We start from the raw sequence: 23,493 nt of genomic DNA, 5'->3' as shown, positions 1-23,493 counted from the left end.
TTAAAGCTTGATTGATCCACCGGTCAATCCTGCGACGAATTGACGCATGCCTAAAATGAACATAATAAGCAGCGGGATGCTGGCAATGACGTATCCGGCCATCTGCGGGCCGTAATCTCCTGGAAATCCGGTCGTTAAATAAGCAAGACCAACCGTGAGCGGACGTTTTTCAAACGTCTGAATGGTCACGAGCGGCCAGATATAATCGTTCCATACTCCTAAGAACACTTGCATGCCGCACAGTGTAACCATTGGCTTCAACAGCGGCAGCGCGATATTCCAAAATATCCGAAACTCGCCAGCGCCGTCGATGCGTGAGCTCTCGAACAGCTCGGTCGGCTGCTGCGCCACGAAAGTTCGCATGACGAAGCACCAGAACGGCATGTTGGCCGCGGCACCGAACAATATGACTGCCCAATGCGTGTCGAGCAAATTCAAGCGCCAAGCCAGCACGAAAGCTGGTACGAGATTGATGACGCCGGGCAGCAGCATTTTCGCGAAAATGATCCAGTACACGACCTCTTTGCCGGGAAACTGGAGCTTGGCGAACGCGTAACCAGCGATCGACGACATTAATATGCTTAGCACCGCGGTACCAACCCCCATAATGAGGCTGTTTAGAATGAGTGGACTTACCTGCGACCAAGCGCGCGAGTAATTTTCGAAGTGATACGTACCAGTCCAGCTAAAAAAGTGATACATAATTTGCTCGATATCTTTGAATGACATCTGAACCATGATGACGAGCGGATACAGAATAGCCAAAAAAGTTATCCATATAAATACATGTTTTGCTACTTCTGCCCAGGCAGAAGAAAATCTTTTGTATTTGCGTACGGATGCGGGAATCGTCTCTACTTCATTTAGGATACGCGCCATCAATGATCACTCCTTATGAATTTCATCGATGCCAGTGAGATGATAAGCGCGACGACGAACAACACGAGGCCGACCGCGGAAGCGTAGCCGTAATCGCTCTGGGTACCGGAGAAGGCATTCTGGTACATGTACAAGCCGGGTACAAGCGTAGAATAACCCGGACCGCCGTTCGTCATAATAAGTTGCGTACTGTAGCCGGTTATCGTCCCAGCAAGAACGCCGATCAGGTTCAACTTGAATTGTCCGGCGATGAGCGGCAGCTCCAGACTCGTCATTTTGCGGAACCAGCCTACGCCGTCAATTTTGCCCGCATCCCAAATGCCTGAATCGATGCTTTGCAGACCGCCTAAATAAATAAGCGCGGCAATCGTACTAATAAACGGAAATCCGGTAAGCAGCAAGCTCCATTTGGCCAGCGCTGGATCAGCGAGCCACAATTGTTGATACTTGTCCAAGCCCACCGCAGCCAGCATCTGATTAATGAGCCCGAACTGTGGGTTGTACAGAAACTTCCATAGCAGCATCACGACGACGCCGGGAATAACCATAGGCAAGCAGTAAAGCAGCCGGTAAAAATATTGCACACGTTCGCTCTTAATACGAAACATCACGATGCAGGCAATAATGGTCGGAAACATAAGAAGAATATTGAAGAACAGGAAAAACAGCATATTGTAAACAGACGTCCAAAAAGCTGAATCTTTAAAAATTCGAATGAAGTTCTCTAGGCCGACAAACCTTTCAACCGTTGAACCGTTCCAGCGGAAAAACGAATGGTATATCCCGTCCAACATCGGATAATATTCAAACAACAGCGTAAACGCGAACGCTGGGAAGATAAACACTATGCCAATCCACCCTAAGGTAGTGAATTTGTAGCGTTTTTTCTTGGCACTAGGCCGGATAGCAGTCGCATCGTTCATCGTATACATTCTCCTTTCTGTGAGCGCCAATGCGAAACGGCTGTCGCCGTCCTTATAGCAGCGGCGCGTTTCGCGGTGAAATATAGGCAAAGTATAAAGATGAAACTTATAATCTCCTATATTTGAAGCAAAAACAGAGGGGGAGCGATGGCCGCCCCCTTGTTTTTGCTTCCGTATTACTTAACGATCGAAGCTAGATATTGCTGGTAAAACTCATACTTTAGTTTGGCGAGGTCGAGGCTTTCCTGTGTCGTATCGCTAATGATGGCCGGCACTTTCGCCGCTACCTGCTCGGACAGCAGCTTTTCCAACGTAGCAATCTGATTTGGCAGTCCGACTTTCTCGTCGAGCATGTCACGTACTTTTTGCAGCGATGATTCCTTAGCTGCCTTGAACATGTCGTCCATGTACTTGTCGTCGTCCATTTTGCCCGTCAGCCATTCCTGGCTGAGCGCCTTGGCTTTTCCGCCCATATCGGCAGCTTGGAACAATGGATTGTCGATTGGTTCTTTCAGTGAATCGCCTTCCGTGGCCAAGAAAGGAGCCAGCTTTTCCGGCGCAACCACGCCTTGGGTAACCGGAGCATACACGCCGATTTCACTCATTTTTTGTTGCATGTCAGTGCTAGTCAGAAATTTGAAAAGATCGATGACTACTTCGAGCTTGGCTGGATCCTTCTCCAAATCTTTATTCAGACCCCAACCGTAATCGAGTTGAGAGCCGGGTGCCGGCATTTTTTCGAGTGACAGCGGCATCGATTCCTTGGTGATGAGCGGAAACGGCATTACGCCGAATTCGAAGCCTTTGATGTTTTCCTCGAAATAGCCATATATCCAGTTGCCGTCCAGAATGAACGCGGCTTGACCGAAAGCGAACAGCTGCTCCGCCTGTTCAGTCGTGCCCGCTGACCAGCCCTTCTGCCAGTATTTCGAGTAATTTTTCAAGAGCGCATAAATGCCTTGCAGCTCCGGATCTTCCTTCGTCAGCTTGTCCAGCATAATGGCTGCGAGAGCCTTATCTTCGTACAGTTCACTGTTATGATATTTTTCATCGAAAAATTGGTTGAAGTACCCTTCTCCCGTCTGGTTTGCGACCCAAGAGAATGTCCATGACAGGAAGCGGTCGTTGTCCGCCGCAATCGGATTGTATCCGGCAGCCATAATTTTTTCGCAGGCTTCCATGAACTCGGCCCACGTTGTCGGCACCTTGTCGACGCCGGATTTCGCCAAAATATCCTTGTTGTAATAGAACGGTCTGAGCGGCGCTATTCCGGGGCCCCCGTCGATGGAGACGAACGAGATCGCGCCGTACTTATTTCTGGACTTCATGCGTTTGTACGCGCCCTCTCCGTTGATGAAGGTATCGACCCATGTTTGGTTGTCGTTGTAAGGATTGCCCTCCTTCATATACAGATCTAGTTGAAGAAGATTATCTTGGTCCATATATTTTGTGATTTGACCATCGTTCAACTGCACGGCATCAGGTGCTTTGTGGGAGACGAACTGAGTGTCTAGAAGCGTGTCATATCCGTTGGACGGTTGGTAGACGTGCTTGATTTTTACATTTGGGTGCAGCTTCATATATTCGTCGAATCCAAAATTGTAAGCCTTTGCATATTTACCACTCGGATCTTGCCAGTCCATAAGAGTGATCTTAACTTCCTTGCCCCCAGCGATTTGGCCGGTCTCCGAGCCTGGTCCAGCGCTGGCGGATGGACTCACCCCCGCATTGTTGCTGCTGCAGCCCGCCAATAGCGAGATAGTCAACAGCACCGCCGTACCTGATGTCGCAGCTTTTCCAAATAGTTTCTTTAACATGTGTATGACCCCTTTCGTATTTGCTTTGAGAATACATGCAACATTACGACGTGTTCATCTTACATAATATCATTGCGGTGCATTTTTTCCGGATAAAATGCTTCGCTGAATTAAGCTTAAGTAATTCCAATTATCCCAACAAGGGTAAAAACCTCTGTTTAGGTAGAAATATGTTGGTTGACCCTTCTATAAGGAACGGACTATGATGAACTTAAGTATGGAAAGGTGGGATACCGTATGTTGAGCGTGATTATCGTCGATGACCGGCCTGCGGTATGCAAAGGCCTTCAAAAAATGATCCGCTGGGATCAAATTCAGGCGCAGGTGATCGGCGTGGCCCACAATGGGCAGGATGCCCTGAACATGGCAGTGGTCAAGCATCCGGATGTCATCATAACGGACGTGCGCATGCCGATCATGGACGGACTGGAGATGGCCAGACATATTTCCGAGCGGTTGCCGGACACCGTCATAATCGTATTAAGCGCCTACGATGACTTCACTTTTGCACAATCCGCCTTGCGCTTTGGCGTAACCGACTATATTTTGAAACCGATCGACCGCGACAAAATCGAGAAGTTGGAGCGAAGAATCGCAGAGATTTCCATGAAGCGAGTTAACAAACGTAAAGAATACGGAGCACTGTACGAATCGGCTCTGCCGGAAAAAGCGAGCCTTGCCTTGAAGACGGCCAATCCGGATGACATTGCCTTCCACTTTGAAAATGAGTCGGAGAAATTGGTCGACTATCCGCTGGCGTTGTACAAAGATTTATGCGCCCGACTCGCCGCCGTTTTTTTTGATACGTTGAAACAAATGAATGTGGACGAGCCCAGCTTAAAAGTGACGCGGGATGAGGTATGGGAGGAATTGGTTGGACTCAAAACGAAATCCGACCTAATGTCTTATATGAAAGCGCTCTACATGAATGCGGCCGAACTACTCCATGAGCGTAAAAGCGCTCGCTCCGACACCATCGTCGAGCACGTGCGCCAATATATCGCCGATCATTATCAAAATTCCGATTTGTCGGTCTACTCGATCGCCGACGCGAACGGTCTGTCCGCCAACTATACGAGCATTCTTTTTCGTCAATTGACGGGTATCAATATTTCCGCCTATATCACAAACATGCGGATGAATAAAGCAAGGGAACTGCTAAAGGATATGCGCCGATCGATCCAGGAGGTTTCTGCCCTTACGGGTTACGCTGATTCCCATTATTTTGCGAAGGTTTTCAAAAAGCATGCGGGCGTCACACCGTCAGAATACCGCAATTTGGCGGACAAGAAGAGCGAGACGTCATGATCGGGCGCAAGTACAAGCTCAGCCTCGGGATGCGGATTTCCGTGCTGTTCATTGCGGTCATTCTTCTCATCGTGACGCTGTCGGGCCTCGTTATGTACGTGGAGTTCCGCGACATTTACCGTAAACAACTTACGGAGGACCTTAACCAAATCACCAATCAGAACCGCATCAACCTGGAGAACCTTGTGAGTGGTATCGGACAAGCGGTCACTTCGCTGTATTCGGACATGTATTTCGCGCAATTATTAACAGACCCGCTTACTCTGGAGCATGATTATTTAAAGCTCGACGAGAATAAGAAGAAGCTGAACCAGCAATTTTTGAAAGACATTTACGTTCCACTCAGCAACCTGATTCCTTCTTATCATATTTCTTTTTATGCAGACTCATCTCTCCCGTTGGCCCAGATTTTTTCTGCCGGAAACTTGGGACTCAAAGGGCTGTATACCGACGCGAGTATCCGCAGCGAGACTTGGTTTCAAGACACGATGGCCGACGACGGCGCGTTGCATTGGTTCCAAATGCCAGACAGCGACAACCGCCTCTATGTGGCAGCGCTTATCAAAAACCCGTACAAATATTCGTTGTCCTACCCGTATTTGTCCGAGAAGGGCAGCTTAGCACGGAGGACGGAAATATCGAATCTTGGGGTACTCGTCATCGATTTTGACACCGTGCAAATCCGTGATCAGTTGGACGCTTCCCGGCTGACGCCTTCCACAAATCTGATCCTACTCGACCAGGATGACCGGATTTTGTACGGCTCCGACATGATGATTGCGCGTAGGTTGATCGACACTCATGTCGGAGTGCTGAAAGAGGGAAAAGTCTCTACCGCGAACGCGGAGAATGATTTAGAATTAGACGGAGAGAGGTACATGTTCAGCGAACACCCGATGGAAAACGGCTGGACGCTGCTCGCCCTCATTCCGAAATCGGATATTACGAAGCGAATGGCTTTTTTACAGCCTATCATCCTGACGGTCGTCGCCGCTTCCGCGGTCATCGGCACGGTGCTGTCGTTGTTCATCTCCCACCGCGTCTCGCGGCCGATCCGCAAGCTGGCTTTAACCATGGGAGGCATCCATAACACGGAACATATGCAGATTCATCTCCGTCCGAAGTCGACCGATGAGGTCGGTATGCTCATGCTGAATTTCAATAGGATGATGAAGCGGATGAACGACCTGATGAATGAAGTGTACAACAGCGGCATCAAGGAGAAGGAGGCGGAGCTCAAATCACTGCAGGCGCAAATCAATCCGCACTTCCTTTACAATACACTCGACTCCGTCAACTGGATGGCCCTCGAAATGGGAGCGGACCGGATCGCCGAAACCATCTCGTCCCTTTCTAACTTGCTGCGATACGCCATCAAAGACCCGAGCCGGCTCGTGACGTTCCAAGATGAGGTTAGCCAGGTCACGGATTATCTAAACGTGCAAAAAATTTGCTACGACCATTCGTTCCAGGTCGAATTCCACATCGATCCGAGCATAACGGGAGTCATGGTGCCCAAGCTGTTGCTGCAGCCGCTTGTGGAAAATGCGCTCCAGCACGGCATCGAACAGACGAACGGAGAAGGCATCATCTCGATCACGGCAAAAGTATCGGGCAAAGACTGTACGATAAGCGTGACGAATTCCGGCGATGGAGCAGACGCCCCCGCGATCAACGCTTATTTAAGAGCGAAGGAGACAGCGGACTATCCGAGTAACGGTGGCCTGGGCATCCGTAATATCGATCGGCGGATCCAACTGTTGTTCGGGCCTGAACACGGCCTTCATTACGAGAACAACGAACTGGGCGGCGTAACGGCCATCATAACGCTGGCGAGATATTCCGGAACGGCCGGTTCAAATTAGACGTAAGGAAACGCAAGTACGCGCGGACTAGCGCGTGCTTGCGTTATTTCATCATTCTATCTGCGGCTAGCTCGACCTGGGATCGAAACGAACGAGATAGGACTGGATCTCATAAGGCCGAATGCTTGCTTGCAGCTCAGTCGGGTGCGACAGGTTGCTGATTTCAGCCGCTGCTGGGCGCTCTAACAGATCGACCCGCGTCCAGCAGGCGACAGGCAGGCTGCTCCGAATGGAGAACGTTTCACCGCCTCCACCGAATTCGTGAAGTCGAAGGATAACGGCGTCTTCGTCCTCTGCTTTTTTGACGGCGTCAATCTGCACGTCCCCCTTGATGTTACTATCGTTCAATCAAGCTATTTATTCTAATTCGTCCAGGCGCGGACGTCCGTCCGGCGCCATGGAGATCCGCACGAGGCGTGATTCCCCCGGCTCCAGTGACATCACTGGTCCCTCCCCGCAGCCGAGTGGTCCGATCGGTCGGCGAAGCGACTGCTCATCGTCCGCGCCAATCGTCACGTCCGCGCGGAAGGCAGACGAATTGCACACCTTGACCGTCAAAGTTCCTTCACTGGCGGACACGGTGTTCGCATCGATTCCATCGAATACGGTCACCGACCCCAAATCCGTCCGTACGTAAAGACCCGGCAGCTCCACATAAGTGAGCATGAGCGAGATTTCGCACCAGCACGTGCCACTGAAGACACCGCCGATTTTGTCTTTGCCTTCCCAATCACTCAGATTGACCCGCTCGCACATCCACCCCGGCGGCAGTGCCGGTCCCTCGTCCCAGGAATAAATGGGGCGGTCGGTCCGCGACAAATATTGCGGCAGTCCCACCGCGATTTCGGCGCACAACTCCAAATAACGGTGATCGCCCGTCATCCGGTACAGCTTGAACAGCGCGTCGCCCGACAGCGTACAGATGCCCGGCGAGCTATGCCGGTTCTGTGCGTTGGCGATGACCGAGCCGCGGCTATGCAACCCGAGCCGTCCGAATTCGCTTCCTTCCGGCCAAGCATAGTCATAAGACACGCACCAGGTCATGCACTGGTTGGCCATTTCGGATGCCCTCTTTACCCATACCGGGTCTCCCGTCACCTCCGCCAATACGACGAAAGACTCCAGCAGCGCGAACGCCGATTCGCTGTCCGGGCATTGTAAAATTTCGCCAGGTCCGCCCGTCGTGACGCACGACTGTGCATCCAGCAAATAATACCGCTCCGCAGAAGCGTACGCCACTGCCCTATACCTTTCCTCGCCGAAATAGTCGCTCGCAAGCATCAACCCCGCTGGTATGATTGCGCCGCTGGTTGATCCTCCCGCCAAAATTTCACCAGTATTCACATCAATAAATTGCCCAAATTGCCCGTACTTGCGCCAAAGCCCCACGAATGCGTCGGCCAGTCGGCGAATGCCGTACAACCATGCGGTCGGAACCGAGCCTTCTCCCTCTTGCCGTTCCAACAGCCGGATTTGCTTCATGACATAATACAGGACGTCACCGCTTTTGCGAATCAGATGCCAACGGTCCGAATCCTCGCGATGGAAGCCGTCACCGTACTCTTCTCCCTGATAGACGATTCCCGGGAAAAAACCTGATTCTCGCTGCGTCATAAACAGAAAGTCAAGCGTCCGCTTCGCTTGTTCGCGCGACTCGTGGTTTCCACGCATGAGCAGCGGGTACGATGAAATACCGCCGCCTGTCCACCCCGGCTGCCAGTCCTGATAACGGTTGTCTCTGATGCCAACCGCATAGTAGCCTTCACGCGCTTCCCAATTTTGCCGATTATATTTCTGTTCTTGAATGCGCCATGCGGCAGACATCGGCAAAGCATTGCTTGGCTTACTCCCGTCCGCCAAGTCTTTGCGGACATCCGCAAATCGGTCGAACAACCCCTGAATGCTACCGCATGCGAATACATAAATCCGTATACGCAATGTTGCCGTGTCTCCAGCTCGAAAACGACGTCCTTGATCAGGCTCCGGAGATCTCCGGCGCACGCCTGGCGCGGACAGCCGCAGCGCAGCCTCATCCCGCGCTTCGTTCTCCTCCAGCGATATGCCTCCCGGTCCGCAAGCCGTCAACTGCTCCGTCAGTAGCCAGAATCCGGCTTTCCGCGCAGGGAAATAAACACCAATTGCAGGTGTAGCCGGATCCAACGTCGTCAACTCGAAGCCCGACCGGCAGGACGGTTCCAAGCTCAGCCGCGGAATATCCGTTACCGTCACCGGCATATCCGGACCTATATCCTCGTCGTTCTCGTATATCGGCGGATAAGGAACGGGTAAGCTTTTGAACCTGTTCCCAGCATAGATGCTACCGGGAACGAGCACATAATTGTCCGCCGACCAGCCAGAAAATTGGATTTCGGCTGCCAGGGTCGCTTCCGCGGTCTCACCCGATTCCACTGCGAGTGTTACCGTCAGGTCAAGCGCGTCTTCCCGGTCGGAAACGGCCGCCGACGCCAATGTGCACGTTACCGAAGCCCCAAATGCTTCACGTCGCTGCTGAACCGACTCCCCTGCAAGCGGAATCCCCGCGGTCAAGCCGGCGAATTCCGCCGTTTCCGCAGGCTCCACTCCGTCGTAGCGCGTCAGTGATATCGCGCAGGCTGCTCCGATTCGTTCCAAAAACCCATTCATCATTAGTTGCCCGGCCTTTCCTCGTCCGATTGGGCCGCAATGCCGTACTTCTCGGCAAGCATCTCCAAACCGTGTCGCAGAATATCATAGTAATCCGAATCTGCAGGCTCCCACGGTGAAAAGAAATCTTTTTTCATGCCGAGAATGTTGCCGATTTGTACCGAACACTCTTCCTCTTTCGCCGTGCGGAAATATCCTTCCAGATTCTCGACGTAGCAGTGGAAATCGAAAGCAACCGGAGTGCCAGGTGAAGTCGCGGCCAGCATGCGACCGCGCTCGCAGTGCTCAAGCATGTTCGAACTGAAAATGTCGTATGTCCGGTTGATGTCGATAAAGTCGCTCAAATATGGATGCCCGGAGCAGCCGATATGGCAAGCATCTTCTTTATAGCTCTTCATCATCGTATAGAACAACCGGAACACTTCGTAAAAGTAAGTGTCCTCTCCACGCCATGATGGGTTATGCACCGGCATGTCATCATGCACCTTGTCTGCGAGAAAGTCCGTTTTGATTCCGTCGATATCGTAGCAATCCGCTTCGGAGGAGAAAAACTTCCGAAACAGCGGCTGCAAATATTCCTCTTGCGTAACTGGATTGGAATAATCGCGCATGCGCCGGCCGTGGCGGTTGCGTTTGCCCCCACCGATCAGATGTGCCGAATCCGCATAGGCATCATCGTACAGTTCCGCCCAATTCCACCAAAGGATCACCTTCATCCCCTTGGCGTGAATCTCGTCCACCAATCCGCGCAAGTTCGGGAACCGCTCGGGATGCGGCACCCATTCGCCCGATATTTTTTGCCATCCAACGTCGATCAGTATCGTCGTAAACGGCAACCGTTCCAATGCGATAACGTCCAGCGCCCGTCTCACCTGCGCCTCGTCCAGCACGGCGGATGCGTCGTCCAAGCCACCCGTCACGCTCTGCTCGCTGAGCTGCGTCGGAATGGCCGCTAACGAACGGTAGCCTTGATCGAGCCAGGTGCAGTACAGATTTTGCCTATGCCAAGCAAATCGCTTCTTCGCTCGCGGATCCGGAATTCTCCCTTCACGGACGAGAATATCCGTGTACCGGTCCAGCACCTGGCGCACTTCTTTCCCTTCCTCCGCGAATAGCGCGAATACGGGAGATTGGAAAGTTTCGCCCGCCTTCAGCGCAAGACCGGCGCCCGGCGCCCCATAGTCCAGGTCCCACCGTTTCAGTACGAAATCCTCGGCCGCCAGAGGCATGCCGAAAGAAGACGTCAAATTTTTGGCACCGACAAACAGGCTCTCTTCGTTTCGCCGCAAAATGTATAGCGCCGAATGCGGCGCGAATTGCCAATCGTTCGAGTACGTCGTCGTGTCGATCGTCTCGCCGAAATTCAGCTCCGGCCAAGTTTGGGGCGTATGGTGCCGGTTGCGATAATTAACGAGGTCGTATAAGTTCACTCCGGTTTCAGCCGGGAACAGCTCCAATCGGTTTAACTCGCAGTCGCGGGCTGCAGTGAAGGCGGACGACATTTCCATATGGTCCTCCTGGCTGCGCAACGTCAGTATATACTGCCCGATAACCGGTTCATGCTGGGCGTCATCAAGATCAAAGAAAAACCGCAGCTCCTTCTCGGTTTCCTCGATATGCCGTAGTGACCAATTTACTGTCATCCCACCGGCCGTTACCGGCACGAAAAGGCTTGTTTGCGGAGCGATCAGCAGCCGATGCCCCCGCCCTTCATGGTATAAAGTAAAGCGATTCAAAACAGAGTCCACTTCGGCGCGAATACCGCCGGCCGCAATTTGATGTCGTGTCATTCAAAGATCTCCCCTTTCTCATACTCCCATTGTGGCAAAATGAGCAGAGGCATCCAAGGGGAAATATCATACACCCTGTGTAATTTTCCTGCTTTCGCATAATATTGATTTTCAAATGGCTTATGCTCTCGGCATTTTCGGATGAGCACAAGTGAAACCATTTATTTTTTAAAACGAAAAATTCGAACTCATATTAAAATCAAAGCGATAGAACGCAAAAATCCACAACATCATACGGTTGTGGGTTTACATGTGAGGCTGCAAGCTATTTGAACAAGAATTCAAAAAGGCGAATCGCAGCTATACAAAGCCACAATCCGCCTCTATGTTACTACTCAAATATACTGCGAGATGCTAATCCTATCTTACTCCTGACCTAAGTAAACGACTTTTGAAGCTTTTCCGATTGGAGGCAAGCTTTTCGTAAGTGCAGGGCTATAGAAAGTGAGAACTTTCCCATCCTTTTTCAATTCGCTTTTCTCCAGCTTTTTACCGTCTTTATCGACAATGATAGTCTCCGGCTGAATCATTAATACAACTTCAGCTGGTGATCCCTCTGTCATACCGAGCCCTTTAACTAATATGCTTGTGTTGCCTTTATCATCAACCTGTACTTCTTGGATCGCACCAGATGTTCCAATGTAATCAGCTGCCGCGGTATCTGATTGAACAGTAATTTCGTAAGCGTAGGTTTGTCCAGGCAAGCTCATTGTCATAGCAAGACTGTGCACAGCTTGAATATCCATACCGAGCGACAAATCTTTAAGCTCAATTTTCTCGCCATCAGTGTTACGGATGACCGTTTTCTCGTCAATATTAAAAATCAAGCCTTCCGTACCTGCTCCATCTATGTGTATGGATTTATAGTCTTCTTCGTTATTAATCCCCGTTATAACGCCATTTCTGGTCAATGTCTTAACTTCCTCCGCTTGGGATAAAATGGTCACTTGGCTGCCATTTACCGATACATTTGCCTGCAGCACTTCACTAAAGAAATTAGAAGGGACATATAAGTTACCCCCTTTAATTACTGGTGCAGAACCAAGAGGCTTGTACATTTTGTTAATCGTATAATTGTCCTTACCCGTCTGAACGAGCGTCCAGATCGGAGATTCCGAATGAGACAGTTCTGCTGACCTGTTCTCTACGTTCCATTTGATTTCGAATCCAAGTGCTTCTGACAATTCGCGCAGCGGCAGCATAATTTGCTGGCTGTCCTCATTTAGAAATCCTGTATTCAAAGCATCCTTACCGTTAATCGTGATAGCATATTTAATAGCTGACGAATCTGTAACCGACTCCACTCCAGCCACAGGTACTATATCCGTGCTCGGCGCCGCATATACAGCTCCCCCCGATACGACCATTGTCGCTACTAGAATAGTTGCTGCTTGCTTTTTCAGTTTCTTCTTCATGCTTATCATCCTCTCTTGTTGTTGACACTTGTCCTACTTTATTACCGACGTAAAAAGTCCGCAGAATGTTCCAACATTTTCATAAACTCCTTTGAACCAACACTATAGATAGCGCCGCTGCTGGTCTATATTTGCTCTAATCTCCATCGCAGGCCAAAGATCGTTGCTCGTCTAACCTTCACTTACTGTATCCGGAATACATGCGCAATCGGCGCTTTATCGAGCCGTTCATTCTCTGGAAGGCGTACAGCTATCCCATTCTCCGTCAGGCGATAATCCAGACTCTCTTGTCCGCCTATGAGAGCAATGTGACTAAAGGTTGCCTGCACCGGAATGTGAATCTCCTCCTCAACCACCTCATGCTCATCTTTATATAAGTAAAAGGCATATGTCGTATCACCTTTTTTAGTGAATTGGCAATTGCCTACAGAATACGGCTCGCAAATACGCGTTCCATAGATCGCTTCACCATGAACCTTGAGCCACGCTCCCATTCCCTTGATCCGAGAAATGACGGTTTCAGACAGCCTTCCGTCAGGCTGAGGTCCGACGTTAAGGGCCAGGTTGCCGCCTTTAGCGACAATTTCAACTAGCAGATGAACCAATTGCCTAACAGATTTGTATTTATCCTCATAACGGAAAGAAAACGCGGTTCCCATCGTTATACAGCTCTCCCATGGAACATTCAGCGGACGCTCAGGAAGTGTCTGCTCCGGTGTAATCAGGTTCTCGTATGGTCCTCCGACGGTACGGTCGGCCGAGAGAAGCCAAGGCTGGATTTCACGAGCCTTCTCCACTACTTCACCCAGTCTGATGTTCTGAGCACGGAAGTCATTGACCCATCCGGCATCTAGCCACAGCATATCGATGCGGCCGTAGCGCGTCATCAGCTCCATAATCTGCTCATGGGTAAACTGCACGAATTGCTCCCATAGCCACGGATATTCCTTCGGGTCATAGGTTGGTCCCCGTGACGTAAAGGTTCCACGCCTCATACCTGGTGCCCAGTAGTAAGGCGTGTTCCAGTCTGCCTTCGAGTAGTAGGCAGAAATCCCTAAGCCTTTTGCACGGAATGCATCAAAAAGCTGCTTGCAGATGTCGGCATGTATATGCGTATGGAATGGACAGTCTGGACCTGTGATGCGGTATTCGGTTGTGTGGGTGTCCCACATGCAGAAGCCGTCATGATGCTTAGTCGTGAAATTTAAATACTTGAAGCCGTTCTCCGCAGCCAGGTCTGCCCATAGCTCAGGCTGAAAACGGAGCGGATTGAACGTTTTGTTTAATCCAAAGTACTGCCGTTTCAGTTCCTCCGCGTCGACATCCCAATCGATCTCGTTGCGGGACCATTCCTCATCCTCGTCAATGAGTGCCCACGATTCTACGACGCCAAGCTGAGAGTACGGTCCCCAGTGCATCATGAGACCCAACTTCTGGTCCTTGAACCATTCAAGACGCTCCAGCAGAAGCGGATCCTCTGGCTTCACCCACTGTTCTTCACTGCTGTAGTTATGAACGCCCTGCTGGACAACTTGCTCTTGTTCCTGTTCTTTAGCATTCAATTCACTCATGGTATACCTCCAATGAAATATTCGGCATCTAGCATATTATCCCTTATGCCCATCGCTCTATGTCCAAACGGTAAATTTGTTGATATCATTAGAAAGGCTCATCCCTATCGGCAAACAACAGGAGGCACACACAATGAATCGTAATTACTTCAGATCCAAACTATTTCTAAAATATATCTGGTCCTACTTATTCATTCTGCTTCTCCCCTTAATCCTCATTACCGTATTTATTTATGAGAACGCTGTCAGCAATTTAAGGTCAGAGATTGAACAGTCTCATCTTAATCAATTAACACAAACCGAAAATATTATTGACGCCCGAATGAAAGAGTTGAGTGAAATCGCCTCTCGTGTCTCCTATGACGAAAGGCTGACCCCTTTTCGAGTCCATGATTCCTATTACGGCGGAGAGGCTATTCAAGCGCTGGATCAATACAAAGCAACAAGCTCTATCATTGGCGAAATGTTTCTGTATTTTCACAAGGATGAGAAAATCTACTCTTCCGAAGGAATGTCGAGTCTTGACGTGTTTGTCAATAATTACAGCTTCCACAATTGGAAGCAAGCAGATCTCGTCCAAGATTTGAACAGTGTCGTATTTCCATCCATGCGGCCGGCCGATCTCGTAAATCGCAACACCCACTTGCAGCAATCGATGTTGGCTTATCTGGTTCCAATTACACCAAACAGTACTAATCCGCACGGCACGATCATGTACTTGATCCCAGAATCCGAGCTCACCGGCTTAATCAATTCGATTCTAGGCAAGTACAAAGGATTATCCTATATTTTCGATAACAACGGCCAAATTCTGACCAATAATCAACAAGGTGAATCCCTTATGGATGCAGAGGCCAAATCTCTCTATAAGCTGCCCTCAGGCATTCACAGTAAAACCATTAATGGTGAACAGCATTCTATCGTATCTGTAAAGTCTGAGGAAAACGGATGGACCTATATGACATTGATGCCAAGCTCCCAATTCTTCAGCAGCGTGCTGCATGTTCGCAGCTTCATCATCATGTTATTCTGCATTGTCGTGCTTGTGGGTGCAGCGATCGCGCTCATGCTTGCTAAAATGCAATACCAACCGATATCCATGCTCGTTGAGTTCGCGAACTCCAAATCCAAATCAAAACGTTCGGCAGGCGAATCCGCCCCATCCGGCAATGAGCTTGAGCATATCCGGACAGCGCTGCAGGATTACAGCTCGCGGGTAGATCTTCAGGAGCCCTATGCTCGCAATCACTTTCTGTCCATGCTGCTGAAATACGGAAACGCCCAGAGCATGACACCTGATCTCCTGGAAGCATTCGACCTTCAATTCAACCGTTCTCATCACTTCGTGATGGTTATCGGATGGGCCCAATTTGAAGATCATCCGGACGACAGACAAGATCGACAAGAAATTATCGAGCTGCTTGCCCAGGTGGAGTTTCCAGAGCTGATCGCGCATGCCTATGGCGTTGAGCTCCCGCAACCGGATCAGCTGGCACTCATAGTCAGCTTCGACCTTGATAGTAATCTGGAGGAATTCACTCACGTCCGCCATATTGTTGAAGCTATACGCAGCAATATGCTCGAAATGTTTGATTTGATTCCGATGATTGGCGTCGGACTCTGCTATTCGAATCCTGACCAGATTAATCAGTCCTTTATTGAGGCCTGTTCCGCATTTGAGCTTCGTATGTCAACCGGGAATGGCGCGGTCACTTATTTTGAGAAGCTGTCTTATACGCCAGATCACACCTACTGGATTCCTAATAATGTGCTGATGAAGCTCTCGCAAAGTTTGAAGCTAGGAAGCTATGATGTGGCGGCACAGATAATCAGTCCGACGATCCGAGGCTTGCAATCTTCCGATCTTTCCACATTGGTTATACGCTGCATAAGCTTTGACATTCTGAATACGATGTTGAAGACCGCATCTGAACTCGGCATCCATAACGTCATGCAGGAAATTGCTCCCCATATGAATTTCAATTCATTGGATGAATTAGAGCGTAATTTCCTGAATCTTGCTTCCCGGATCTGCACGCAGGTTGAGCGCAATACGAAAAAGGAAGAACATTCACTAATGGACCAAGTAGTTGCTTACATTGACAGTCACTTCATGGATCATACACTCAGTCTTGAGACGATATCCTCTGAGTTCGCCATATCGCCTTCGCATGTCAGTCGTTCATTCAAGGAGAAGATGGGCCTGAACTTCATTCCATATATTTGGAAAAAAAGGGTGGAAGAGGTCATGCACCATTTAAAAACAACGAATGATCCGTTAAAAGATATCATTATACGAGTCGGTTACCTCGATACGCCTAACTTTATCCGTAAATTCAAAAAGGAAACTGGCTATACCCCAGGCCAATACCGCAAGCTGTACTCAGAGAACGAGCAGACAGATACAGCACAGGACCTCGATGAAGAATAACAAAATAGGATGCAATATACCCGGTCACCATTTAGCGTGACCGGGTATATTAGCTTATTTCATTCTACTTGTTCGAATCGTTCCAGCGATCGTATGCGCCTTGATAAAGCTCTACTATACGATCACCACCCATTTTCTTGATTTGAGCCGTATAATTATCCCAGTTAGAGATCGGTTCATTACCTGTTACGAACTTCGCTTCCATCTGTTTAACATACGTGTTTAGATCGGACAACAAAGCGGAAGCTTCGGACTGCTCTTCATTCGTTAAATAAACGTTAGGGAAAGGCGCTTTGCCGATTGGAGTAAGCTTTTCCGCATTTTCCTTATCAATCCATGTGTCGAAGTCACTTTTAAGTCCTTTTGTAAGCTCAGTATCGTTTATACCAGGAGTGAGGATACCATAGTTCGGTGTCATCGTACCTCGGTATTCTTCACGATCCACGCCGCCAGGAACCGGGAGCCATTCTTTCTCGTGTGTATCCTTGTTTTTATATTTCCACAGTAAGTTCTCAGGACCTTGGGCGAACAGTGTAGCGCCTTCATAGCTGTATAGGTAGTCGATCCAGCGCATTGTCGCTTCTGGAGCTGGGTTGCTGTTCGTAATTGCAAAGGTACCGTTCGCAGAGATACCAGGATGCTTGCCATAGACTGGGGAACCAGCTATTTCACTCTTCACAGGAGTCATCAATGGATTGTCTTCACTTGGTTCACCGCCAAGCGTGAAGTAAGGGAAATAATCATTGAACACTGCAATTTGATTATTTTCGCCTTTAGCTTTCTTCTGATCATTTGTTTGAGAGAATGTCTCGTGGTCGAGCAAATTATCATTCCACAGACGATTCAAAAATGTTAAGTAGCCTTTGTAGCCCTCTTCTTGTGGAGTATAGTGTACTTTACCATCCTTATCGGCATAAACGACCTCATCATAAATGCCCCAAAAACCAAGGAAGAACATGCGCAAATCGTCTAATTTAACGGAAGTAAGCGGAATTTCATCCTTTTTCCCGTTACCGTTCGGATCTTCATCTTTAACTCGCTTTAGATAGGCATAAAGCTCATCAGTTGTCTTAGGCAGTTCAGTTACCCCAAGGGCTTTCAAGAATTTACCGTTATACCACATCGGGCCGCGATACCAGACCGCCGCTAAATCGATGTTGGGTAGCGCATACATATGACCGTCGGGTGTTGTAAACGACTTACGAATATCCGGATTCTCGTCAAAAATCTTTTTCAGGTTAGGCGCGTAACCGTTATCAATATAACCTTCAAGAGGGATAAGAACGCCCTGACTGCCGTAGGTTACTTGTTCAGCAGGCTTAAGATCCGCAGCGTAGAACACGTCCGGTAAAGTACCGCTGGCAAATACTAGGTTTTTCTTCGTTGCGAAGCTGTCGCTCGGTGAATTTTGATATTCCAGCTTGATTCCTGTCAATTTCTCCATCTCTTGAAGAACAGGCATTTTATTCCAATCCGCAACACCGACATCTTGTGACATCATGGTCAATGTAAGCGGCTTATTAACAATTGGAAAACCTTCTTTCGTGACACCCTCAGCCGTCTTGGAGGCAGCCGTGTCATTTGTACCGCTAGCAGCACCTTCGTCTTTGGATGATCCGCAAGCTGCCAATAATGACATGAGCAATGTGAAACATAATAACAATACTGAAGATTTCCGAAGCTTTTTCATTATAAATTCTCCCCTTTAGATTAATAAATGTATGAGCAAGATTAGCCCTTAACGGAACCAATCATGACACCTTGCACAAAATAACGCTGAAGGAACGGATAAATAGCAATAATGGGTACTGTTGCCACGATAATGACTGCGTATTTAACCAGCGCGGCGATCTCCGCTTTGTTGTTAAGTGCCGCTGCTGATGACGCATCCATGGATCCCCCACCCTGTGCCGACATTTCTTGCAGAACAAGAATTTGGCGTAGGACGAGCTGCAGCGGGTATTTATCAGCATCATTCAAATAAATAAGTGCCGAGAAGTAGCTATTCCAGTTGCCTACACCGTAGAACAACCCCATAACAGCGATGATTGGCATTGATAACGGCAAAATAATTTTGATGAACAACCGCATGTTCGTGCACCCATCGATTTGAGCGGCCTCTTGCAGTTCTCTCGGAATCGAGGACTGAAAGAACGTCCGGGATACAATGATGTTCCAGATCGAAGCGGCTGAAGGAATAACAAGTGCCCACATCGTGTTTATCATGCCTAATTCCTTGACGAGCAAGTAAGTTGGCACTAGGCCGCCGCCGAAGAACATAGTCACCATGAACATGCCCATAAAAAAGTTTCGTCCCACAAAGTCTTTGCGGCTCAAGGCATACGCCGCAGGCAGCGTAACGAATAAATTGATCAACGTTCCTACCACCGTATAGAGGATGGTATTCCCATATCCGATCCAAATACTCTCATTCTCGAAAACTCTCTTATAGCCTTCAAAGGTAATACCTTTAGGCCACAGCCACATTTCACCCGAACCGACTAACTTCGGATCGCTTATTGAAGCACTGATTATATACACTAAAGGATAAGCCACGATCAGAAAAGCTAGGAATACATAAATATAGTTGCAAATAACGAATACTTTATCCCTACCGGTTTCTTTAACAGCAGAAATCATCTGCCTCACCCCCTTCTATTACCACAAACTGTTACTATCATTGGTACGGCGCACAACCTGGTTCACGACAATTAACAGGATCGCGTTGACTACAGAATTGAACAAACCGATCGCCGTTGAGAAACTGTATTGGGCATCTATTAACCCCGCACGATATACGAAAGTCGAAATGACATCCGACGAGCTCATGTTCAATGAATTTTGCAGCAATAGTATCTTCTCAAATCCTACCCCAAGCATACTGCCCATATTCAGAATTAATAGTATCGTTATTGTTGGAGCAATCGTCGGAATGTTAATGTGGCGAACTCGTTGGAAACGTGAGGCGCCATCGATAATCGCTGCTTCATGCAGCCCTGGATCAACACTTGATAACGCTGCCAAATAAATAATGGTACCCCAGCCTGCGCTCTGCCAAACGCCCGAGAGCACATACATCGTCTTGAACCATCTCGGATCCGTTAAAAAGTCAGGAGCGTTAAATCCAAACCATTCAATAATGTTAATAACAACTCCCGATGAGGGTGACAAGAACGTAATGATCATCCCCGCCATAACCACCACAGAAATAAAGTGAGGCGCATACGTAACGGTCTGAGCTGTCCTTTTGAAAAATCCGTCCTTTATCTCATTGAATGCCAACGCTAGTATAATTGGAATCGGAAAGCCGATGGCCAGTTCATACAAGCTGATACTTAATGTGTTCCATATCAAGTCCCAGAAATAATAGGAATTGAAGAAACGGATAAAATGGTCGAACCCAACCCAATCGCTTCCGAAGATCCCTTTTGTTGGAACGAAGTTCTTAAAAGCGATTTGTATGCCGTACATTGGTCCATAAGCAAAAATGAGAAAGTATAAAACCGCTGGTGCTATAAATATATATAGTTCCCAGTTTTGCAGGACTCTCTTCCATACTTTACTCTCTTCCTTCTTCTGCTTGGGAAGCGCGCTGCCCGATAAGATACTTTTAGTACCCTGCATATTATCTCCCCCTCCTACTTCTGTTATTGTTCTTCTGGATGCGGTATCAAAACCTGAATCGAGAGGTGATAGCGCTTACAAAAAGAATAGCCGAAATCAGAGAGCTTCGTATATATGTCATTTTCGATTAGGGCAACAACCGCATTACAGCGGGGAAATCACGATAATTGACAGCTGAATTAGATCTAAATAAGATGTGTAATTTTTGATCAAAACCCTCTATTTTTCCCCTTGCGCAATTTTGACCTATCCCCCATATCAGGTTAACTATCCCTTCATCATGGACTTTTCGTGAGAAATCAAGAATAACATGTATGCATTAATAATCAGGAATGTAGAAGTGTTCACCATTCGATTACTGGATATCGCCCTGGCAAAAAAAGAATCCTGATCAGTTTGCAAGAGGCAGTAATAGCTTCTCACCTGATCGGGATTCTTTACACCAAAGTTGTTACGATCTTGAAGTTGTGCTTATGCCCAATGTAATAATTTCATACGGCTTCACAGGCAACGATAAATTACTATCAGCATTAACATTTAACGTCATATCAGAGCCCTCAGTCTCCAAAATATCGCTGGTGTAAATACGCGGGGACTCGAGTCCGTGATTCAAAGATAGTTCTGTCTCCTGCGCACTCATATTGTACCAGCGAAGCATCATGTCATTGCTCTCTGGATTCAGCTTCATTGAAGAGAACGCGAGCTCCTTGCTCTCCCATTTAATAAGCGAGTAGCAAGCAGATAAAGAACCTTCATGAACGCCAGTCTGTTTGGCCATCCAAGGAATTTGGAACTGGTAAGCCTCCGTATAGGCGCCGCTGCTAATGCCATTTCCTCCGTGAGGAATCAATTCCATACGCACTGTGCTCTCTCCTAGGCATTGTGCTTCAGGAGTAGGGAAGTAACCCCAATCGCCAAGCTCGCCTGTTGAACGAAGAAGCGTAATCGCAATTGTATTCCGTCCGTCGCGCAATACCTCGTATTCATTTAGGCCGAAGTTTGCAACGGTGAGTCCAGCTCCAGCTTCACTTACATCGACAAATGCTTGCTGATGCTGAGCATTGCTTGGATTAGTCCACTCCGACGCTGGCTCATTGCCGCGCTGAGCAACTTCAAACATAGAATCCACTTGATGCACGGATGCATTCAGATCACTCGGGAACATTGCCCGTAGACGATGATCCTTCGCTTGGTTATTAAATGTTGCCTCGATCTCAACACCCTTGCCGGCGCGATTCAAAGTGATCACTGTTCTTATTGTCATCGGCACAGTCTCACTCACCCGCTGCGATTTGCGATCAGGGAAGTAGATTAGCTCATGCTGTTCTTCATCTAGTTTGTCCTCAGCTGAAGCTGGTACTGACCAATTATGAATAACCTCGATGGATGCACGGTAAGGAGTATCTTCAAGTACTTGAATAACAGCTTTAAAACCCTTGGTTGTGCGTGCAGCTTCTCCATCAGGCTACTTATACATATATTCATTTCCGATATCACCCGTGTCCTCATATACACCAAGGTCACTATACGTTCTACCGATTGTTTTGTCCGTTAGCTGGAAGGAGCCATCTTCTGCAACCGCAACCTTCAACAGCTCGTTCTCCATCACATGTTCACCTGTCAACAGCGAAGTGCCCAGCGTGTTGTTGGACGCAGCAGACGCTGCAAGTGCTTCATTCCGTACCAGTGCATATGTCTTCAGTCCAAGTGCCGGAACATTCTCCGCCTCAAACGTAAGTTTCACTTTGCGACACATATATGGTTGACGGAACTTGTCGTCCGGCAGGTCATAACCGAATTGCAGACCAAGATCATCCATTGTACATGGAATAACATGACCTTCAGCATCCACTAAAACAAATCCTGAAAGGTCTGCTTCCTTGCTAGACTTAGTACCCGCATCCAACGTAGGAACATTGTTGAAGTAATGACGCTCAGCGTCAACTTCTACCGTCAAGCTGCCAGTCCGCTCCCAGCCTGTTGTATTAAATACAACTACAGGCAGTGGATTTTCTCCCCACTTAGCAAATGGAGTCGTATCAACTGCATCAGCAATTGCCGCTTTACTATCATCGATGATGCTCTCAGCTACATGACGGCTCTTGTCAAAACGAGTGACCATCTCACGATGCACCTCGTCAACACTACAGCCGCAAATGCTGTCATGCGGATGGTTCTGCATTAACGTTTTCCAAGCGTAAGTGAACAAATGATGCGGATAGTCCTGACCAAGCGAATGAGCAAGCGCAGCAAGCGGCTCCGCTACTTTCTCCAGCATAACCTGACCCTGCTGATTCATTTGTTTCAAGTAGACACGAGCAGACGCCGTATTAACTAGCGTTCCCCATCCATCAGTCCGTTGGCTTCTCAGCTCACCCTTAACGGAAGAAAGCTGGTGATCCATTGATTTTTCTACTGCTACCAAATAGTCTTCAAAAGTTGAATGTATAAAATCAGTATCCGGATACAGCTTGCGTGCTGTCTCCAGCGCTTCCGGCAGATCAAGTTGAATAGGTTGATGATCGCAGCCGTTCATGAACAGCAATTGCTCTGTAGATGCATACTTCTCCGCATCCGCTAGCTTACGCTCCCAGAACTCTTTTGCTTGCTCTTCATCCACAGGTATCTCATTACCATTCGAATACCAGTTCGCAAACAAAATGCCTAGCACTTTCGATCCATCTGGGCCTTCCCATACCAATTCAGAGAAGGACGATTCATAACCGCCTTCAGACACCGTATTATTAAAGCCTGTCGGCTTTACTCCGCGTCCAAAGAAAGCATTCGTAATCCCCGACTGCAGCATAAGCTGAGGGGTTTGTCCAACTAGTCCGAATGTATCGGGGAAATAACCGATTTTCGCAGGACTTCCGTATTTTACTGAATCCTGATGTCCGATTTGCATATTGCGTACATTCGCTTCACCGCTAGTGAGAAATGCGTCCTGCAAAATATACCAAGGGCCGATAATAATACGTCCTTCTTGAATATATTTCTCCAAGCGTTCCTCCTGCTCTGGACGAACCTGAAGGTAATCTTCTAAAATAATCGTTTGTCCGTCCATATAGAAGCTTTTATATTCAGGGTCAGCGTCAAGCTTACCAAGCAAGGAATCAACCAGCTTAACAAGGTTTACGTGGTGCTTTTCATAGGGCAAATACCATTCTCTATCCCAATGCGTATGAGAAATGATATGGGCTGTTCTTTTTGACATGATAGTGATTGCC

The 23,493-nt window shown here is 48.4% G+C and carries 14 protein-coding genes and 1 pseudogene; 3 read left to right on the top strand and 12 right to left on the bottom strand.

Annotation, left to right across the window (positions count from 1 at the left end; translation table 11 throughout):
• From AC1DWN_RS00480 to AC1DWN_RS00470, 3 genes are all read right to left on the bottom strand, one after another.
• Entirely contained in the window at nt 1-879 is an 879-nt protein-coding gene (locus AC1DWN_RS00480; protein ID WP_477556984.1) for a carbohydrate ABC transporter permease, read from the bottom strand.
• Nucleotides 879-1,802 (bottom strand): carbohydrate ABC transporter permease, encoded by a 924-nt coding sequence (locus AC1DWN_RS00475; protein ID WP_477556983.1) that lies wholly within the window; start codon nt 1,800-1,802, stop codon nt 879-881. Before AC1DWN_RS00475 ends, AC1DWN_RS00480 begins: the two co-directional genes overlap by 1 nt.
• A 176-nt stretch (nt 1,803-1,978) precedes the next feature.
• The gene (locus AC1DWN_RS00470; protein ID WP_477556982.1) at nt 1,979-3,619 is read right to left on the bottom strand and encodes an ABC transporter substrate-binding protein; all 1,641 of its coding nucleotides are present in this window, start codon (nt 3,617-3,619) and stop codon (nt 1,979-1,981) included.
• 237 nt (nt 3,620-3,856) lie between these two features.
• Between AC1DWN_RS00470 and AC1DWN_RS00465 the strand changes: the two genes are divergently transcribed.
• Together AC1DWN_RS00465 and AC1DWN_RS00460 are read left to right on the top strand one after the other, a co-directional pair.
• The gene (locus AC1DWN_RS00465; RefSeq protein WP_477556981.1) at nt 3,857-4,927 is read left to right on the top strand and encodes a response regulator transcription factor; all 1,071 of its coding nucleotides are present in this window, start codon (nt 3,857-3,859) and stop codon (nt 4,925-4,927) included.
• A complete protein-coding gene (locus tag AC1DWN_RS00460) occupies nt 4,924-6,792 on the top strand; it encodes a cache domain-containing sensor histidine kinase (protein ID WP_477556980.1) in 1,869 nt (622 codons plus the stop codon). The genes AC1DWN_RS00465 and AC1DWN_RS00460 overlap by 4 nt, the downstream gene beginning before the upstream one ends.
• A gap of 66 nt (nt 6,793-6,858) precedes the next feature.
• Here AC1DWN_RS00460 and AC1DWN_RS00455 read toward each other — a convergent pair whose 3' ends face one another.
• The 5 genes from AC1DWN_RS00455 to AC1DWN_RS00435 form a co-directional block, all read right to left on the bottom strand.
• A complete protein-coding gene (locus AC1DWN_RS00455; protein ID WP_477557023.1) occupies nt 6,859-7,113 on the bottom strand; it encodes a glycosyl hydrolase-related protein in 255 nt (84 codons plus the stop codon).
• Nucleotides 7,114-7,149: 36 nt separating this feature from the next.
• Nucleotides 7,150-9,438 (bottom strand): hypothetical protein, encoded by a 2,289-nt coding sequence (locus AC1DWN_RS00450; protein ID WP_477556979.1) that lies wholly within the window; start codon nt 9,436-9,438, stop codon nt 7,150-7,152.
• Nucleotides 9,438-11,225: a TIM-barrel domain-containing protein gene (locus AC1DWN_RS00445; protein ID WP_477556978.1), complete on the bottom strand. Its 1,788-nt coding sequence runs from the start codon at nt 11,223-11,225 to the stop codon at nt 9,438-9,440. The genes AC1DWN_RS00450 and AC1DWN_RS00445 overlap by 1 nt, the downstream gene beginning before the upstream one ends.
• 365 nt (nt 11,226-11,590) lie before the next feature.
• A complete protein-coding gene (locus AC1DWN_RS00440) occupies nt 11,591-12,640 on the bottom strand; it encodes a copper amine oxidase N-terminal domain-containing protein (protein ID WP_477556977.1) in 1,050 nt (349 codons plus the stop codon).
• A gap of 182 nt (nt 12,641-12,822) precedes the next feature.
• Entirely contained in the window at nt 12,823-14,211 is a 1,389-nt protein-coding gene (locus AC1DWN_RS00435; protein ID WP_477556976.1) for an alpha-L-fucosidase, read from the bottom strand.
• Nucleotides 14,212-14,344: 133 nt separating this feature from the next.
• On the opposite strand from AC1DWN_RS00435, the gene AC1DWN_RS00430 reads away from it, so the two are divergent.
• Nucleotides 14,345-16,642 carry a helix-turn-helix domain-containing protein gene (locus AC1DWN_RS00430; RefSeq protein ID WP_477556975.1) on the top strand — a complete coding sequence of 766 codons (2,298 nt, stop codon included), beginning with the start codon at nt 14,345-14,347 and terminating at the stop codon, nt 16,640-16,642.
• 64 nt (nt 16,643-16,706) lie between these two features.
• On the opposite strand, the gene AC1DWN_RS00425 is transcribed toward AC1DWN_RS00430, so the two are convergent.
• The 4 genes and pseudogenes from AC1DWN_RS00425 to AC1DWN_RS00410 all read right to left on the bottom strand — a co-directional run bounded on the left by AC1DWN_RS00425 (nt 16,707) and on the right by AC1DWN_RS00410 (nt 23,483).
• Nucleotides 16,707-18,332: an extracellular solute-binding protein gene (locus AC1DWN_RS00425; RefSeq protein WP_477556974.1), complete on the bottom strand. Its 1,626-nt coding sequence runs from the start codon at nt 18,330-18,332 to the stop codon at nt 16,707-16,709.
• Between the two features lie 41 nt (nt 18,333-18,373).
• The gene (locus AC1DWN_RS00420) at nt 18,374-19,282 is read right to left on the bottom strand and encodes a carbohydrate ABC transporter permease (protein ID WP_477556973.1); all 909 of its coding nucleotides are present in this window, start codon (nt 19,280-19,282) and stop codon (nt 18,374-18,376) included.
• Between the two features lie 18 nt (nt 19,283-19,300).
• Nucleotides 19,301-20,266 carry an ABC transporter permease gene (locus tag AC1DWN_RS00415; protein WP_477556972.1) on the bottom strand — a complete coding sequence of 322 codons (966 nt, stop codon included), beginning with the start codon at nt 20,264-20,266 and terminating at the stop codon, nt 19,301-19,303.
• Nucleotides 20,267-20,717: 451 nt separating this feature from the next.
• A pseudogene (locus AC1DWN_RS00410) lies at nt 20,718-23,483 on the bottom strand (alpha-mannosidase).
• Nucleotides 23,484-23,493 lie beyond the last annotated feature (10 nt).

The sequence above is a fragment of the Paenibacillus sp. P4_A7 genome, assembly GCF_056402455.1.
The sequence above is the reverse complement of the archived record's forward strand: the minus strand, read 5'-3'. Positions and strand labels throughout refer to the sequence as shown.